14 protein-coding genes are annotated in these 15,609 nt (G+C 74.9%); 5 read left to right on the forward strand and 9 right to left on the reverse strand.

The window, feature by feature from the left end:
• Nucleotides 1-100: 100 nt before the first annotated feature.
• Both mnmA and ACVCAH_RS09935 read right to left on the reverse strand, forming a co-directional pair.
• Complete coding sequence (gene mnmA / locus ACVCAH_RS09930) at nt 101-1,174, reverse strand: tRNA 2-thiouridine(34) synthase MnmA (protein ID WP_447135762.1); 1,074 nt, start codon at nt 1,172-1,174, stop codon at nt 101-103.
• Nucleotides 1,175-1,406: 232 nt separating this feature from the next.
• Nucleotides 1,407-2,582, reverse strand: a complete 1,176-nt coding sequence (locus tag ACVCAH_RS09935; protein WP_447135763.1) for a cysteine desulfurase family protein — start codon at nt 2,580-2,582, stop codon at nt 1,407-1,409.
• Between the two features lie 74 nt (nt 2,583-2,656).
• Here ACVCAH_RS09935 and ACVCAH_RS09940 point away from each other — a divergent pair, with 74 nt between their 5' ends.
• Entirely contained in the window at nt 2,657-2,887 is a 231-nt protein-coding gene (locus ACVCAH_RS09940; protein ID WP_447135764.1) for a hypothetical protein, read from the forward strand.
• A 62-nt stretch (nt 2,888-2,949) separates the two neighbouring features.
• Here ACVCAH_RS09940 and ACVCAH_RS09945 read toward each other — a convergent pair whose 3' ends face one another.
• From ACVCAH_RS09945 to ACVCAH_RS09965, 5 genes are all read right to left on the reverse strand, one after another.
• Nucleotides 2,950-5,658 (reverse strand): HAD-IC family P-type ATPase, encoded by a 2,709-nt coding sequence (locus ACVCAH_RS09945; protein ID WP_447135765.1) that lies wholly within the window; start codon nt 5,656-5,658, stop codon nt 2,950-2,952.
• A 233-nt stretch (nt 5,659-5,891) separates the two neighbouring features.
• Nucleotides 5,892-6,851 carry an electron transfer flavoprotein subunit alpha/FixB family protein gene (locus ACVCAH_RS09950; protein WP_447135766.1) on the reverse strand — a complete coding sequence of 320 codons (960 nt, stop codon included), beginning with the start codon at nt 6,849-6,851 and terminating at the stop codon, nt 5,892-5,894.
• Nucleotides 6,852-6,862: 11 nt separating this feature from the next.
• Nucleotides 6,863-7,642: an electron transfer flavoprotein subunit beta/FixA family protein gene (locus ACVCAH_RS09955; protein ID WP_447135767.1), complete on the reverse strand. Its 780-nt coding sequence runs from the start codon at nt 7,640-7,642 to the stop codon at nt 6,863-6,865.
• A 381-nt stretch (nt 7,643-8,023) separates the two neighbouring features.
• A complete protein-coding gene (locus tag ACVCAH_RS09960; protein WP_447135768.1) occupies nt 8,024-8,437 on the reverse strand; it encodes a hypothetical protein in 414 nt (137 codons plus the stop codon).
• On the reverse strand, nt 8,434-9,231 hold the full coding sequence (locus tag ACVCAH_RS09965; protein WP_447135769.1) for a GNAT family N-acetyltransferase: 798 nt from the start codon (nt 9,229-9,231) through the stop codon (nt 8,434-8,436). Before ACVCAH_RS09965 ends, ACVCAH_RS09960 begins: the two co-directional genes overlap by 4 nt.
• A gap of 40 nt (nt 9,232-9,271) precedes the next feature.
• Here ACVCAH_RS09965 and ACVCAH_RS09970 point away from each other — a divergent pair, with 40 nt between their 5' ends.
• The 4 genes from ACVCAH_RS09970 to ACVCAH_RS09985 are packed head-to-tail and all read left to right on the forward strand — an operon-like array spanning nt 9,272 to nt 13,814.
• Nucleotides 9,272-9,664: a YidH family protein gene (locus tag ACVCAH_RS09970; RefSeq protein ID WP_447135770.1), complete on the forward strand. Its 393-nt coding sequence runs from the start codon at nt 9,272-9,274 to the stop codon at nt 9,662-9,664.
• Entirely contained in the window at nt 9,661-10,041 is a 381-nt protein-coding gene (locus tag ACVCAH_RS09975; RefSeq protein WP_447135771.1) for a DUF202 domain-containing protein, read from the forward strand. Before ACVCAH_RS09970 ends, ACVCAH_RS09975 begins: the two co-directional genes overlap by 4 nt.
• Nucleotides 10,042-10,068: 27 nt before the next feature.
• Nucleotides 10,069-10,488 carry a PLDc N-terminal domain-containing protein gene (locus tag ACVCAH_RS09980; RefSeq protein ID WP_447135772.1) on the forward strand — a complete coding sequence of 140 codons (420 nt, stop codon included), beginning with the start codon at nt 10,069-10,071 and terminating at the stop codon, nt 10,486-10,488.
• Nucleotides 10,489-10,514: 26 nt separating this feature from the next.
• The gene (locus ACVCAH_RS09985) at nt 10,515-13,814 is read left to right on the forward strand and encodes an AfsR/SARP family transcriptional regulator (protein WP_447135773.1); all 3,300 of its coding nucleotides are present in this window, start codon (nt 10,515-10,517) and stop codon (nt 13,812-13,814) included.
• Here the strand turns inward: ACVCAH_RS09985 and ACVCAH_RS09990 are convergent.
• Together ACVCAH_RS09990 and ACVCAH_RS09995 are read right to left on the reverse strand one after the other, a co-directional pair.
• Nucleotides 13,798-14,607, reverse strand: a complete 810-nt coding sequence (locus ACVCAH_RS09990; RefSeq protein WP_447135774.1) for an ABC transporter permease — start codon at nt 14,605-14,607, stop codon at nt 13,798-13,800. The two genes, ACVCAH_RS09985 and ACVCAH_RS09990, sit on opposite strands and share 17 nt — an antisense overlap.
• Entirely contained in the window at nt 14,604-15,578 is a 975-nt protein-coding gene (locus tag ACVCAH_RS09995) for an ATP-binding cassette domain-containing protein (RefSeq protein WP_447135775.1), read from the reverse strand. The genes ACVCAH_RS09990 and ACVCAH_RS09995 overlap by 4 nt, the downstream gene beginning before the upstream one ends.
• Between the last annotated feature and the right edge of the window lie 31 nt (nt 15,579-15,609).

Consider the following 15,609-nt stretch of genomic DNA (forward strand, 5'->3'; position numbering starts at 1 on the left):
CGAAGACTATCCGGTGCGCGGGCCCCGGCACGTCGCCGCCGGTCACCCCACCGGTCCGGGCGTCGGGTGGAACCACCGGCAGCGGGTGCGGACGGTGCGGTCAGCCGGTGATGGTGGCGGAGCCGAGCACGACGTCGCCGGCCGGATCCGGCCGGTACGCCACCACGGCCTGCCCGGCCGCCACGCCACGGACCGGCCGGCGCAGCTCGGCCCGGAGCGTGTCGCCGTCCAGGGTCACCGTGGCGGGCACCACGTCGCCGTGCGCCCGCAGCTGCACCTCGCACTCCACCGGCGCCTCGGGACGCGGGCCGCCGGTCCACACCGGACGCTCGGCGCGCACTCGGGCGACCTCCAGCGCCTCGGCCGGGCCGACGGTCACCGTGTTGGTCTTCGGGGTGATGGAGAGCACGTAGCGCGGGCGGCCGTCCGGGGCCGGGCGGTCCAGGTGCAGCCCCCGCCGCTGGCCGACCGTGTACGCGTACGCCCCGGTGTGGCTGCCGACCACCGCGCCGGTGGTCGCGTCGACCACGTCGCCCGGGGTCTCGCCGAGCCGCTGGGCGAGGAAGCCGCGGGTGTCGCCGTCGGCGATGAAGCAGATGTCGTGCGAGTCGGGCTTGTCGGCGACCGCCAGCCCCCGTCGCGCGGCCTCCTCGCGGACCTGCGCCTTGGTGGAGTCGCCGAGCGGGAAGATCGACCGGTCCAGCTGCTCGCGGGTGAGCACCGCGAGCACGTACGACTGGTCCTTGGCCAGGTCGACGCTGCGGCGCAGCAGGCCGTCCGCGCCGAGCCGGGCGTGGTGGCCGGTGACCACCGCGTCGAAGCCCAGGGCCACGGCCCGGTCCAGCACCGCGGCGAACTTGATCTTCTCGTTGCAGCGCAGGCAGGGGTTCGGGGTACGCCCGGCGGCGTACTCGGCGACGAAGTCGTCCACCACGTCCTCGTGGAACCGGTCGGCCATGTCCCAGACGTAGAACGGGATGCCGATCACGTCGGCGGCCCGCCGGGCGTCCCGGGAGTCCTCCAGGGTGCAGCAGCCGCGCGCCCCGGTGCGGTAGGTCTGCGGGTTCCGGGCCAGCGCCAGGTGCACGCCGGTCACGTCGTGCCCCGCCGCCACGGCGCGCGCCGCCGCGACCGCCGAGTCGACCCCGCCGGACATCGCCGCCAACACCCTCACCAGCCCACTCCCTTCACCCCACCGAGCCTATCCCCACCCTCACCCCCAACCCGCTCCCCGGCCCGGCCGCCGCGGTCGACCGCGATCTCGCACTTGCCACCCCGGCAAATAGGTATGAACACCGCGAACGAGGGGCCGAAGGTCAAGATCGCGAGGCGGGACGGGGGCAGCGCGGAGGCGGGACGGGGGCAGCGCGGAGGCGGCGCAGCGGGCGTGGGTGAGGGGGTGTGGGTCAGCGGGGGGTGCGGAGGGCGGCGGCGCGGCGGGCGCGGTCGACGGCGGCGGGGAGGGCCGCGATCAGGGCGTCGACGTCCGCCGGGGTGCTGGTGTGGCCGAGGGTGAAACGCAGCGAGGAGCGGGCCCGGTCGTCGTCGGCGCCCATGGCGAGCAGCACGTGCGAGGGCTGGGCCACTCCGGCCGAGCAGGCCGACCCGGTCGAGCAGGCGATGCCCTGGGCGTCCAGCAGGAGCAGCAGGGCGTCGCCCTCGCAGCCGGGGAAGGAGAAGTGCGCGTTGCCGGGCAGCCGGTCGACCGGGTCACCGTTGAAGATCACCTCGGGCACCGCCTGCCGGACCCGCTCGACCAGGTCGTCGCGGAGGGCGGCCACCCGGGCGGCGTACTCCTGCTGGCCCTTCACCGCCGCCTCCACGGCGACCGCGAAGGCCACGATGCCCGCGGTGTCCAGGGTGCCGGAGCGGACGTCCCGCTCCTGGCCGCCGCCGTGCAGCAGCGGGGTGGCCGGCACGTCCCGGGCCAGCAGCAGCGCGCCCACCCCGGCCGGCCCGCCGAGCTTGTGCCCGGTGACGGTGAGCGCGGCGACCCCGCTGGCGGAGAAGTCGACCGGCACCTGGCCGACCGCCTGGATCGCGTCGGTGTGGAACGGCACCCCGTACTCGGCGGCGACCGCGGCCAGTTCGCTGACCGGCTGCACGGTGCCGACCTCGTTGTTGGCCCACATGGCGGTGACCACGGCCACCCGGTCGCCGTGCTCGGCCAGTTCGGCGCGGAGCGCGTCGGGTTGGAGCCGGCCGGCGTCGTCGACCGGCAGCCAACCCACGTCGGCGCCCTCGTGCCCGGCGAGCCAGTCGACCGCGTCGAGCACCGCGTGGTGCTCGACCGCGCTGGAGACCACCCGGTTCCGCCGCGCGTCGGCGCCCCGGCGGGCCCAGAAGACGCCCTTGACCGCGAGGTTGTCGCTCTCCGTGCCACCGCCGGTGAAGATCACCTCAGAGGGCCGGGCGCCGAGCGCGGCGGCCACCCGCTCCCTCGACTCCTCCACCCGCCGGCGGGCGCGACGCCCCGCCGCGTGCAGGGAGGACGCGTTGCCGACCTCGCGGGCGGTTTCGACGTACGCCTCCAGCGCCTCGTCGAGCATCGGCGTGGTCGCGGCGTGATCCAGGTAAGCCATCAGGACTCAGCCTACGACCGCCGGCGGATCGCCCGGACGCCGGAGGCCGGGCGGGCGGGCGGCTGCACCTGCACGTGGCGAATCTCCCGGACGTCCCGGGGTACTACGAGGTCCGGCTCATCAACCCACGGACCATGGAGATGTTCTCGGTCGGCGTGCCGGGCGACGCGACGGACGAGTTGCTCCCGGTGCCACCGAACGTCGACCTTCAGGCATACTCAGTTGTCGACGTTTCCGCCGAGGCGTACGACGACAACACCGCCCACTCCGGCGAGAGCCTGTTGAGGGGCGCCCTGACGGGCTGATCGGCGGGCCGGCTCAGCTCCCCGGCCCGCCGATCAGCTCCCCGCCGGAGTCTCCGGTCGGTTCATCCCAACCCTCGGCCGAACCGGCCGAACCGCTTGTCGAGCGCGACGACGGCGGCGACCAGCACGGCGATGCCGAAGATCCGCAGCCACGCCGTCCCGCTGATCGGGGCCGTCCGGAACAGGTCGTTCAGCACCGGCAGGTAGGTCAGGGCCAGTTGACCGAGCGCCTGCACCAGCACGCCGACGATCAGCCAGCGGTTACTGAACAGGCCCAACCGCCACGGCGACCTGGTCAGCGACCGGCAGCTGAACAGGTAGAAGGCCATCACGGTGACGAACAGGTTCACCGCCGCGGTGCGCGCCTGCGCCAGCTCCGCCCCGGCGCTCAGCTCCCACTCGAACAGCCCCCACGCCCCGACCACCAGCAGCGCGGAGACCAGCAGGATGCGGACAACCAGTGCGGCGGTCAGCAGCGGCTGGCCGGGGTCGCGCGGCGGCCGGTCCATCGTCCCGGGCTCCTTCGGCTCGAAGGCGAGCGTCAGCCCGAGCGCCACGGCGGTGGTCATGTTGATCCAGAGGATCTGGCTGGGCAGGATCGGCAGCACCGTGCCGAGGACGACCGCGACCAGGATGACCATGCCCTCGGCGGCGTTGGTGGGCAGGGTCCAGGTGATGAACTTGGTCAGGTTGGCGAAGACGCCACGCCCCTCCTCGACCGCCGACTCGATGGTGGCGAAGTCGTCGTCGGTGAGCACGATGTCGGCGGCCTCCTTGGCCACCTCGGTGCCGCTGCGCCCCATGGCCACCCCGATGTTGGCCTGCCGCAACGCCGGAGCGTCGTTGACCCCGTCGCCGGTCATCGCCACCACCTGGCCGTCGGCCTGCAACGCCTCCACCAGCCGCAGCTTCTGCTCGGGCGAGACCCGGGCGAAGACCGACGCCTGCCGTACCGCGGCCGGCAGCTCCGCCGGAGGCAGCGTCGCCAGCTCCGCGCTGGTGAGCACGTCAGTCGGGCCGGGGGTGCCGCGGAGCAGGCCGAGGCGGCCGGCGATGGCGGTCGCCGTGGCGCGATGGTCCCCGGTGATCATCTTCACCGCGATGCCGGCCCGCTGGCACGACCGGACGGCGGCCGCGGCGGCGGCCCGGGGCGGATCGAGCATCGCGTGCAGCCCGGTGAAGACAAGGGTGCCGGGCAGCTCCTCCTCCACCAGCCCGTGGTCGGGGCCGACCGGCCGCATCGCGGTGGCCAGCACCCGTAGCCCCTCGGTGGCCAGCTCGTGCGCGGCGGCCAGCACCGACGCGGCGTCGAGCGGGCCGGTCGAGTCGTCGTCGCGCAACGTCGCGGAGGACCACTCGACCACCCGCTCGACCGCCCCCTTGACCAGCACCACCCGCCCACCCTCGCGCCGGTCGTGCAGGGTGGCCATGAACTGCCGCTCGGAGGTGAACGGAACGGCGGCCACCCGGGGCAGCTCCTCGGCGACCCGCTGCGCGGAGAGCCCGACCTTGGCGCCCACCACCAGCATGGCCCCCTCGGTCGGGTCGCCCAGCACCGCCCACCGGCCGTCCCGCTCGTCCAGCCGGGCGTCGTTGCACGCCACGCCGGCCAGCAGCGACCAGTGCAACGTTCCCTCCCCGCTCGGGGCCGGACCGCCCTCGGCGTCCCGGATCTCGCCCACGGGGGTGTAGCCGGAGCCGCCGACCTCGTAGCGGCCCCGCGGCGTCCAGAGCAGCTGGACCGTCATCTGGTTCTCGGTCAGCGTGCCGGTCTTGTCGGTGCAGATCACCGTCGTGCTGCCCAGCGTCTCCACCGCGGGCAGGCGCCGGATCACGGCCCGGCGGCGGGCCATCCGGGACACCCCGATGGCGAGGGTGATCGTCACCGCGGCGGGCAGCCCCTCCGGGATCGCGCCGACGGCCAGCGCGACCGCCGCGGTGAAGGTCTCGCCGGCGTCCTGACCGCGCAGCAGACCGACCCCGAAGGTCACCGCGGCCAGCAGCAGGATCGCCACGGTGAGCAGCCGGCTGAACCGGGCCAGCTTCAGCGTCAACGGCGTGTCCAGCACCTGCGCGCCGCCCACCAGCCGGTGGATCCGGCCCAGTTCGGTCTCCGCCCCGGTGGCGACCACGACGCCCACCGCCGACCCGCCGGTGAGCAGGGTGCCGGAGTAGAGCAGGTTGCGACGGTCGGCCACCGGCGTCTCCACCGGTACGACCAGCTCGTCCTTGCGGACCGGCAGCGACTCGCCGGTCAGCGCCGACTCGTCCGCGCGCAACTCGGCGGCGTGCACCAGGCGCAGGTCGGCCGGGACCTTCTCGCCCGCCTCCATGAGCACCGGGTCGCCGGGGACCAGGTCCGCCGAGGGCACCCGCCGCTGCCGGCCGCCGCGCAGCACCCGCGCCTCGGTACGCACCATCGCCCGCAACGCGTCGAGCGCCGCCTCGGCCCGGGACTCCTGGAGGAACCCGACGACCGCGTTGACCGCCACGACCCCGAAGATCACGGCGGAGTCGACGTACTCGGCGAGCAGCAGGGTGATCACGCCCGCGGCGAGCAGCACGTAGACGAGCGGGTTGTGGAACTGCCGCAGCAACCGGCGGAACACCCCGACCTGGGCGGTCCGGGGCAGCAGGTTCGGGCCGAACCGCCGGAGCCGGTCCGTCGCCTCGGCGTCGGTCAGCCCGCGCTCGGTGTCCGTCGCGAGTAGCAGCACGACCTCGTGCGCGGCGAGGGCGTGGTGGTCACCCTCGGGCCTGGGGGCCGGCATGTCGCGCTCCTTCTGGGGACCGGTCGGCGGCCGGGCGTGCGCAGGGGTGCTTCCCGATGATCGCAGTTCCGCGTCGACCGCGTGCGGTTCCCGGGCACCTCGCCGGACATCGGGGCGAAGCCAGCGGCGAGGTCGTCAATCGGAGCGGAGCGGGCCGACGGCGCGGCGGCGTACGACGCGAAAGGCCGGGACCGCGGCGTGCGGTCCCGGCCTTCCGTCGGTCGAGCGTCAGCTCACTTGCGCTTGCGGATCTCCTCCGCGGCCTGCGGGACCACCTTGAACAGGTCGCCCACCACGCCGAAGTCGGCCAGCTCGAAGATCGGCGCCTCGCCGTCCTTGTTGACCGCGACGATGGTCTTCGAGGTCTGCATGCCGGCCCGGTGCTGGATGGCACCGGAGATGCCGAGCGCGATGTAGAGCTGCGGGGAGACGGTCTTGCCGGTCTGGCCCACCTGGAACTGGTGCGGGTAGAAGCCGGAGTCCACCGCGGCCCGGGACGCGCCGACCGCGCCGCCGAGCAGGTCGGCCAGCTCCTCGACCAGCTTGAAGTTGTCGGCGTTGCCGACGCCCCGGCCGCCGGAGACGACGACGGAGGCCTCGGTCAGCTCCGGCCGGGAGCCCTTCTGCTCGGCGACCCGGTCGACCACCTTGGCCAGCTTGTCGGTGTCGGTCACGGCGACGGTGAGCTGCTCGACCGCCGGGGTGGCGGCGGCCGGCACCGGGTTGACCGAGTTCGGCCGGAGGGTGACCAGCGGCAGGCCACGGGTGACCTTGGACTTCACGATGGTGGAGCCGGCGAAGGCCACCTGGGTGGCGGTGCCGTCGGCGTCCAGCGCGACCACGTCGGTCAGGATGCCGTTGTCCAGCTTGACCGCCAGCCGGGCGGCGATCTCCTTGCCCTCCTGGCTGGAGGCGAGCAGCACGGCGGCCGGCTGCACCCGCTTGACCAGCTCGGCCAGCACGGTGGCCTTGGGGGCCACCAGGTAACCGTCGATCTCCTCGCTCTCGGCGGCGTAGATCTTCTCCGCGCCGTACTCGCCGAGCTTGGCGCTCAGCGCCTCGGCCGCGCCGGCGCCGCCGAGCACCACCGCGCTGGGCGTGCCCAGCTCGCGGGCGAGGGTGAGCATCTCCAGGGTGACCTTCTTGACGCCGAATTCCCGGGTGGCTTCGACGACGACGAGAACCTCAGACATGTCCGGACCCCTCACACGAACTTCTCGGTGGCGAGGAACTCGACCAGCTTCACGCCGCCGTCGCCCTCGTCGGTGATCTTGGCGCCGCCGGAGCGCGGCGGCCGCTTGCTGTGCTCCAGCACGGCGCTGGTCGCGCCGTCGAAGCCCACCTCGGCCGGGGCGACCCCGAGGTCACCCAGGGAGAGCGTCTGCACCGGCTTCTTCTTGGCCGCCATGATGCCCTTGAAGGACGGGTAGCGCGGCTCGTTGATGGTGTCCCAGACGGAGACCACGGCCGGGGTCGAGGCGGTGACCACCTCGTAGCCCTCCTCGGTCTGCCGCTCGACGGTCAGCGTGCCGCCGTCGACGGTGAGCTTGCGGGCGCCGGTGAGCGCCGCCACGCCGAGCCGCTCGGCGATCATGTGCGGCAGGACCTGGACCCGGCCGTCGGTCGACTCGGCGCCGCAGATGACCAGGTCGGCGTTGAGGGTGCCGAGCGCGGCGGCGAGCACCTTCGAGGTCGCCACGGCGCAGGACCCGTGCAGCGCGTCGTCGACCACGTGCACGGCCTTGTCCGGGCCCATGGAGAGAGCCTTGCGGATCGACTCGGTCGCCCGGTCCGGACCCATGGTCAGGATGGTGACCTCGCCGCCGTGCGCCTCCTTGATCTTCAACGCCTCTTCGATGGCGTACTCGTCCATCTCGTTGATGACGTTGTTCGCCGAACCGCGGTCGACGGTGTTGTCGTCAGTACGCAGGTTGCGGTCCGCGCCCGAGTCGGGCACCTGCTTGACGAGTACGACGATGTTCATCGCGCTTCGACGACCCTCCTGTTTGGTGTAGCGATCGCTCGCCCGGTCTGGGGCGCAGCCTCGCGCGTCGGGTGACGCCGGTCAACCGCGGGCTGCTGTGCGGTTTCCCACGACGTCATGTTACCTGTCAGTAGCTTCCCGCTCCCCGGCCACTCAGAGTGACACAGCTCACGGACCGCCCGGCCTTCGGTAAACTAACGAAGCGGGAGGTATCCGACATGTCAGGACAACGCCGGATGACGCGGGGCGGGGCGGCGGCCCTCCCCTGCCGACGGGCGCTGCCCGAGACGTACCGCTGCGCCTGCGGCCGGATCCGTGACCGCTGCGTCCGGGCGGCCGTCCGGACGCTCTGGTCGCCGGCGCCGGCCGTCGCCGGCCCGCTCAGGCCGGCCCGCCCAGCGCATCCCTGATCCGGTCGATGATCGCCGCCTCGGCCGGCTGGACGCCCCGGTGCGCCCGGGCCACCCGCTCGGCGGCGGCCAGCACCACCGACCGGTAGACCGGCACGTCCTGCGGGGACTTCGCACTCAGGATCCCGACCGCCCGGCCAAGCGCCGGCAGCACCACCGCCTCGACCTCCATGGCCGAGTCCCGCGGCAGCTTCGGCAACGGGCCGGTGGTCAGCGCCTCCTTCACCACGCCGCTGGCGTCCGACATCGCCCCGGAGGCGGCGAAGCTCTCCCGGAACAGCGCCAGCATGCCGGGATCGGCGTTCGAGACCAGGAACACCGCGCCGAACGCGCCCGTCTTGAGGGTGAGGAGCTCCTCGGCCGTCAACCGCTGCTGCATGATCACGGAGTGTAGACGTACGGCGTGGTGGTGGTGACCGGGACGAAGCCGAGTCGCTCCAGGATCGGCCGGCTGTCCGGCGAGGCGTCCACCTGCAACAGCGTGCGGCCACGCTGGTCGGCCAGCCGGGCCCGGTAGCTGACCAGCGCCCGGTAGATGCCCCGCCCGCGCCACCGCGGCAGCGTCGAGCCGCCCCACAGGGTGGCGAACCCGGTGTCCGGCACGTACCGCACCCAGCCCGCGGAGACCACCGTTCCCTCCGCCTCCGCCACCACCACGGTGATCGACTGCGGGTCGGCGGCGATCTCCTTCTGCAGCCCGTCGGCGAGGTGGCTCCGGTCGGCCTGCCAGACCTCCTCCTCCATCGCCACGATCCGGTCCAGGTCCGCCCGGGCGGTCACCTCCCGCAGGCCTACGCCCTCGGGCAGCACCGGAAGCGCGGCCGCGAGCGGCGCGACCGGGCCGATCACCACGGTCTCCAGCTCGTCCGGCTCGAAGCCGGCCGCGCGCAGCCGGTCCGGCAGGTCGGCGGGCTCGTCGTGGCCGTGCAGCTTCCACTCCACCTGTTCGCCCCGGCGCCGGAAGAGCTCCACCTGGCGGGCGATCAGCTCGTCGAGCGCGGCGCCGGTCAATCCACCCAGGTCCCGGTAGGTGAGGAAGCCACCGCGGTCGAGGCCGAGGATCCGTACCAGCGGGCCGTCCCGCTCCACCGTCACCCCGGCTGGCAGCGGGTCGGGGACCGCGGCGCGCAGCTGGTTGTCGTACGCCGTCCGCAGGGTCGTCACATCAAGATCGGTCACCTGCTCAGGTTAGGCCCGTCGCCAACCGATAATCGGGGGCGTGTGGCAGTCGATTAGGCAATGGTTCGACCCGCGGGAGCTGCGGGCCGTGGGCAGCACCCCGGACTACCGCTTCTCGCTGGCCAACGAACGGACCTTCCTGGCCTGGCTGCGTACCGGGCTGGCGCTGGTGGCCGGCGGGCTGGCCGCCGCGCAGTTCCTGCCGCCCCTGCCGCTGGCGCACCTGCGGGAACTGATCGCCGTCGCGCTGCTGCTGCTCGGCGGCGCGGTCGCCGTCCACGCCGTCGACCACTGGACCCGGACCGAGCGGGCCATCCGGCTCGGCGAGGAGCTGCCCGCCTCCCGCTTCCCGGCGGTGCTCGCCCTGACCATCGGCCTCGGGGCGGTGCTGCTGGTGGTGGCGGTGCTGGCCCGGGTCGTCGGCGAGCCGTGACCGCCGACCGGCGGCCCCCCGACCCGCCGCGGCCGCCGGGGCGGGCCGGCGCGGCCGGGCCGGCGGGACGACCCACCGGGGCGCGTGATCCCGGGCTGCAACCGGAGCGGACCCGGCTGGCCTGGCGGCGGACCGCGCTGACGCTGACCGTGGTCCTGCTGCTGACCCTCCGGCTCGCGATCCCGGCCGGTCCGGCGGGCGTACTGCTGGCCGGGGCGGCGCTGCTCGGCTGGGTCGGGACGATCGCGGTCTGCTGGCCCCGGGCCGCGGCGGCCGGGCCCACCCGCGCGGGTGGCCGGACGCTGCCGCTGGTCGCCCTGGCCACCGCCGGGTTCGCGCTGCTCGGCACCGCGCTGGTGCTACGCGGGCTGTGGTGAGCGGCGCCCGTAGGCCATCATTGACGCATGGCCCGGCTGTACGTCCTCCTCTTCGTGGCGCAGATCGTCCTCGCCGTCTGCGCGCTGATCAGCTGCCTGTCCGCCGAGGAGGGCGAGATCCGCGCCCTGCCCCGGATCGCCTGGGTGCTGATCATCCTCTTCTTCCCGCTGCTCGGCTCGATCGCCTGGTTCGTCGCCGGTCGGGAGTCCGCGGGCGCCCGCCCCCGGACGGCCTGGCCGGTGGGCGACGGCTTCGCCGAGCAGAAGCGGGCCCGGCCGGTCGCCCCGGACGACGACCCCGAGTTCCTGCGCTCGATCGAGGAGCGGTCCCGGCGGCAGGATTCCGAACTCTTCCGCCGTTGGGAGGAGGATCTGCGCCGCCGCGAGGAGGACCTGCGCCGCCGTGACGGCGAGCCGCCCCGCGAGGAGGACCGCCCCGAGGTGTAGTGACCCGGGGGCGCAGAATCGACGACGTGCAGATCTGCCTGCTCGGGCCGCTGGAGGTCCGGGCCGACCCGGGCGCGCCGGCGCAGATCGGCGGGGCGCGGCTCCGCCGGCTGCTGATCCCGCTCGCGCTGGAACCGGGCCGGGTGATCACCGTCGGGCGGCTGGTCGACGCGGTCTGGCCGGACGAGCCACCGACCGGCACCGGCAACGCCCTGCAGGCCCTGGTCTCCCGGCTGCGCCGCAGCGTGCCGGGGCTGCCGGTCGAGGCCCGGCCCGGCGGCTACCGGCTCGACCTGCACCCGGACGCGGTGGACGTGAACCGGTTCGAGGCGGGCGCCGTCGCCGGCCGGGCGCTGCTCGGCGACGATCCGGCCGCGGCCGCCGAGCGGCTGCGCGCGGCGCTCGCCCTGTGGCGCGGGCCGGCCCTGGCCGACGTGGCCGACGCGGACTTCGCCCGCGCCCCGGTGGCCCGGCTGACCGAACTCCGGCTGGCCGCCACCGAGGACCTGGTCCAGGCGCGGACCGCGCTGGTCGACCCGGCCGAGCTGCTGCCCTGGCTGCACGAGCTGGTGGCCGCCCACCCGCTGCGGGAACGGCTGGCCGGGCAGTTGATCCGGGCGCTGCACCGGGCCGGCCGGCCGGCCGAGGCGCTCGCCGAGTACGAGCGGTTCCGCGCCACCCTCGCCGACACCCTCGGCGCCGACCCGGGACCCGAACTCGCCGCCCTGCACCTGGCCGTGCTGCGCGGCGAGCCGAGCGTCGACGGGCCGCCGAACGGCCGGCCCGCCGGCACCCGCCCAGGTCCGCCGGACCAGGTCGCCGGCCCGCGCCCGCCCGAGGGCGACGGCGACGGTCCGGCGGCGACGCCGCGACCCGCGCCCCGCGACCCGCTGCCGGCGCCGCTGACCAGCTTCGTCGGCCGGGAGGCGGCGGTCGACCGGGTCGGCGCGCTGCTCGAGACGTCCCGGCTGGTCACCCTGACCGGGCCCGGCGGCGCGGGCAAGACCCGGCTCGCCGTCGAGTCGGCGCGCACCGTCGCCGGCCGCTTCCCGGACGGCGTACGGCTGGTCGAGCTGGCCCCGGTCACCGACCCGGCCGAGGTGCCGCAGGCGGTGCTCGCCGCGCTCGGCCTGCGCGAGCAGGCGTTCTTCACCGGCAGCCGGTCCCGGATCCCGCCGGTCGAGGCGGTCGAGCCGGCGGTCCGGCTGATCGAGGCGCTCGCCCCCCGGGCCACGCTGCTGGTGCTGGACAACTGCGAGCACCTGCTGGACGCCGCCGCGAGGCTGGCCGACCGGCTGCTCGCCGCCTGCCCCGACCTGCGGGTGCTGGCCACCAGCCGGGAACCGCTGGGCATCACCGGCGAGACGCTGCAGCCGGTGGAGTCCCTCGCGCTGCCACCGGCCGGGGCCGATCCGGCGACCGCGCTGTCGTATCCCGCGGTGCGGCTCTTCGCCGACCGGGCCGACGCGGTCCGGCCCGACTTCGCGGTGGACGCCGCCACGGTCGGCCCGGTGGTGCGGATCTGCCGGGCGCTGGACGGGATGCCGCTCGCCATCGAGCTGGCCGCCGCCCGGCTGCGGGCGATGACGGCCGCCCAGGTCGACGACCGGCTGGACGACCGGTTCCGGCTGCTCACCGGGGGCAGCCGCACGGCGCTGCCCCGGCACCAGACGCTGCGGGCGGTGGTGGACTGGAGCTGGGAGCTGCTCGACCCGGCCGACCGCGCGCTCTGGCGGCGGCTGGCCGTCTGCACCGGGGGCGCCACCCTGGAGACCGTCGAGCGGGTCTGCGCCGGCGGCGAGCTGGCCCCGGCGGACGTGCTGGACCGGCTCTCCGCGCTGGTGGAGAAGTCGCTGGTGAGCGCGACCGGCGACGGTGAGCCGCGCTACCGGATGCTGGAGACCATCCGGGAGTACGGGCTGGACCGGCTGGTCGAGGCGGGCGAGGCGCACCGGCTCCGGCAGGCGCACGCCGCCGAGTTCCTCGCGCTGGCCGAACGGGCCGACCCGCGGCTGCGCGGGCCGGCGCAGCTGCACTGGGTCGAGCGGCTGCGCGCCGAGCACGACAACCTGCACGCCGCGCTGCGCTGGGCGCTCGGCGCCGGGGACGCCGACACGGCGGTCCGGCTGGCCGGGGCGCTGGGCTGGTACTGGTGGCTGCGCGGCCAGCGGGCCGAGGGCGCCGAGCTCACCGGGGAGGCGATCGCGCTGGCCGAGCGGCAGCGGCTGCCGCCGTCGCCGGCCCTGGCCGCCGCGTACACGGTCGGGGCGATGAACCGGGTCAGCGGGCACGCCGACATGGACGGGGCCCGGGACTGGGTGGTCCGGGCGGCGGAGCTGGCCGACGGTGGCTCCGGGCACGCGCTGCTGCGCCTGCTCGGCCCGATGACGCTGATGTTCGACCGGGGCGGGCTGCCGGAGGCGGCGGCCGCGCTGCGCGGGCTCTTCGCCGACGCGGACCCGTGGGTGGCCGGGGTGGCCCGGCTGATGCACGGCCACACGCTGCTCAACTGCGGCTCGTCGGCCGAGTCCGCGCTGGACGACTTCCGGGCCGCGCTGACGATGTTCGACCGCGCCGGCGACCGCTGGGGGCTCTCCACCACCCGGTACTCGCTGGCCGACATGGCCACCCGCACCGGTGACCACGACGCGGCGGTCGGGCACCTGCGGGCCGCCCTGGTGGACGTCGAGGAGCTGGGTGCGGCCGAGGACGTGCCGCAGATCCGCGCCCGGTTGGCGTACCTGCACTGGCAGACCGGTGCGCGGCAGCGGGCCGAGGCGCTGCTCGCCGAGGCGTACGAGGAGGCCGAGCGGCTCGGCGCCGACGAGCCCCGGTCCGGGGTGGCGTTCACCTGGAGCGAGATCATGCGCGACCGGGAGGACTGGACGGCGGCGGCCCGGTGGACCGAACGCGCCACCGGACTGGTCGGTCGGAGGGCGGTCGCCCCGCAGTGGCGGGCCTGGCTGGAGACGAGCATGGGACACATCGCGGCCGGGACGGGTGACCTGCCGGCCGCCCGCGCGCACCTGGACCGCGCGCTGGAGCTGGCGATCGAGTCCACCGACGCGCCGGTGGTCGCCGTGGTGCTGGTCGGCTACGCCGACCTGACGCTGCGGGCGGGCCGACCCGCCACCGCGGCCACCCTGCTCGGCGCGGCGCACGGGGTGCGCGGCGGGGACGACCGCGGCGCGCTGGACGCCCGCCGGGTGGCCCGGGCCGCCCGCGCGGCGCTCGGCGAACCGGAGTTCGCCGCGGCGTACGCGAGCGGCCGGGGCACCCGCTGGGACGGGGTGCGGGAGCTGGTGCGGGTCACACTCGACGCTTGAGCCCGCGCACCGCCAGCGGGGCGAAGATCGCGGCGAGGACGCCCGCCCAGAGCAGCGACTGCACCACCGGTGCGGCCACCGGGCCGCCGACCAGCAGGCCCCGCAACGCGTCGGCGAGGATGGTCACCGGGTTGACCTCGACCCAGGACTGCAGCCAGCCGGGCATGGTCTCGGTCGGCACGAACGCGTTGCTGGTGAAGGTGAGCGGGAAGATCACCATGAAGCCGAAGATCTGCACCTTCTCCGGCTCGTTGACCAGCACCCCGACCAGCACGGAGATCCAGGACGCGGCCAGCGAGAACGCCAGCAGCAGCGCGAACGCCCCGAGCAGGCCGAGCAGCCCGTTCTCCAGCCGGAAGCCGAGCACCATGCCGACGCCGACCAGCAGCGACACCGACCAGGCCTGCTTCACGGTGTCGGCGAGGATCCGCCCGGCCAGCGGCGCCCAGCGGGCGATCGGCAGCGCCCGGAGCCGGTCGAACACGCCCTTGGTGAGGTCGTTGTTCAGCCCGAAGCCGGTGGTCATGGTGGCGAAGAAGGCGTTCTGCACGATGATGCCGGGCAGCGCGAAGGTCAGGTAGTCCCCCGGCGAGCCGGAGATCGCCCCGCCGAACACGTACGTGAAGAGCAGCACGAACATGACCGGCTGGATGCTCAGGTCGAGCAGCTCCATCGGGTTGTGCTTGATCTGTACCAGGCTGCGCCAGGCCAGGGTGAGGGTGTGCCGCAGCCCGGCGGTCGGGCCGAGCCGGCGGGCCGGGGTGCGCGGGGTGGTCAGGGTGGCGGCGGTCATGCCACGGTCCTCTCCAGGTCGGCCCCCTGCGGGGCGTCGGACTCGGCGCGGTGACCGGTGAGCGAGAGGAAGACCTCGTCCAGGCTGGCGCCGCGCAGCGCCAGCTCGGCGACGGCGATCTCCGCCGCCTCGAGGCGGCGGACCACCGCGGGCAGCACGCCCGGGTCGTTGACCGGCACGGTCACGCTGCTCTGGGCCACCTCGGGGGTCGCCCCGGCCACCTCGCCGGCGATGGCCACCACGGTCGCCAGATCGTCGGAGTCGGCGGGGCGGACGGTCAGGGTCTGCCCGCCGGTCTTGGCCTTCAGCTCCTCCGGGGTGCCCTGGGCGATGACCCGGCCGTGGTCGACCACCGCGATCTCGCCGGCCAGCTGGTCGGCCTCCTCGAGGTACTGCGTGGTCAGCAGCACGGTCACCCCGCCGGCGACCAGGTCGCGGACGATGTCCCACAGCTCGTTGCGGCTGCGCGGGTCCAGCCCGGTGGTCGGCTCGTCGAGGAAGAGCACCTGCGGGCGGCCGACCAGGCTGGCGGCGAGGTCGAGCCGCCGGCGCATGCCGCCGGAGTAGGTCTTGGCGGCCCGGTCGCCGGCGTCGTCGAGGTGGAAGTCGGCGAGCAACTCGCGGGCGCGCGCCTTGGCGTCGGTCCGGCCGAAGCCGAGCAGCCGGCCGATCAGCAGCAGATTCTCGAAGCCGGTGAGCGTCTCGTCGACGGAGGCGTACTGACCGGTCAGCCCGATCAGCTGGCGCACCCGGTGGGCGTCGCGCACCACGTCGAAGCCGCCCACGGTGGCGTGCCCCTCGTCGGCCCGCAGCAGGGTGCTGAGCACCCGCACCGCGGTGGTCTTGCCCGCCCCGTTCGGGCCGAGCAGACCGAAGACCGTCCCGGTGGGGACCGCCAGGTCAACTCCGGCGAGGGCGGTGGTGTCACCGAATCGGCGCACCAGACCCTCCGCGCGGATCGCGTGATCCATCGCAACTCCTGTCGTGTTCGCTGGTCGCACC

It is taken from the genome of Micromonospora sp. LZ34, assembly GCF_052981855.1.

Bases quoted from the DNA above. Each gene is read 5' to 3' on its own strand.
- ACVCAH_RS09935 (WP_447135763.1), bottom strand. From the start codon at position 2,582: ATGGCTTACCTGGATCACGCCGCGACCACGCCGATGCTCGACGAGGCG.
- ACVCAH_RS09945 (WP_447135765.1), bottom strand. From the start codon at position 5,658: ATGCCGGCCCCCAGGCCCGAGGGTGACCACCACGCCCTCGCCGCGCAC.
- ACVCAH_RS09950 (WP_447135766.1), bottom strand. From the start codon at position 6,851: ATGTCTGAGGTTCTCGTCGTCGTCGAAGCCACCCGGGAATTCGGCGTC.
- ACVCAH_RS09955 (WP_447135767.1), bottom strand. From the start codon at position 7,642: ATGAACATCGTCGTACTCGTCAAGCAGGTGCCCGACTCGGGCGCGGAC.
- ACVCAH_RS09980 (WP_447135772.1), top strand. From the start codon at position 10,069: ATGGCCCGGCTGTACGTCCTCCTCTTCGTGGCGCAGATCGTCCTCGCC.
- ACVCAH_RS09990 (WP_447135774.1), bottom strand. From the start codon at position 14,607: ATGACCGCCGCCACCCTGACCACCCCGCGCACCCCGGCCCGCCGGCTC.
- ACVCAH_RS09995 (WP_447135775.1), bottom strand. From the start codon at position 15,578: ATGGATCACGCGATCCGCGCGGAGGGTCTGGTGCGCCGATTCGGTGAC.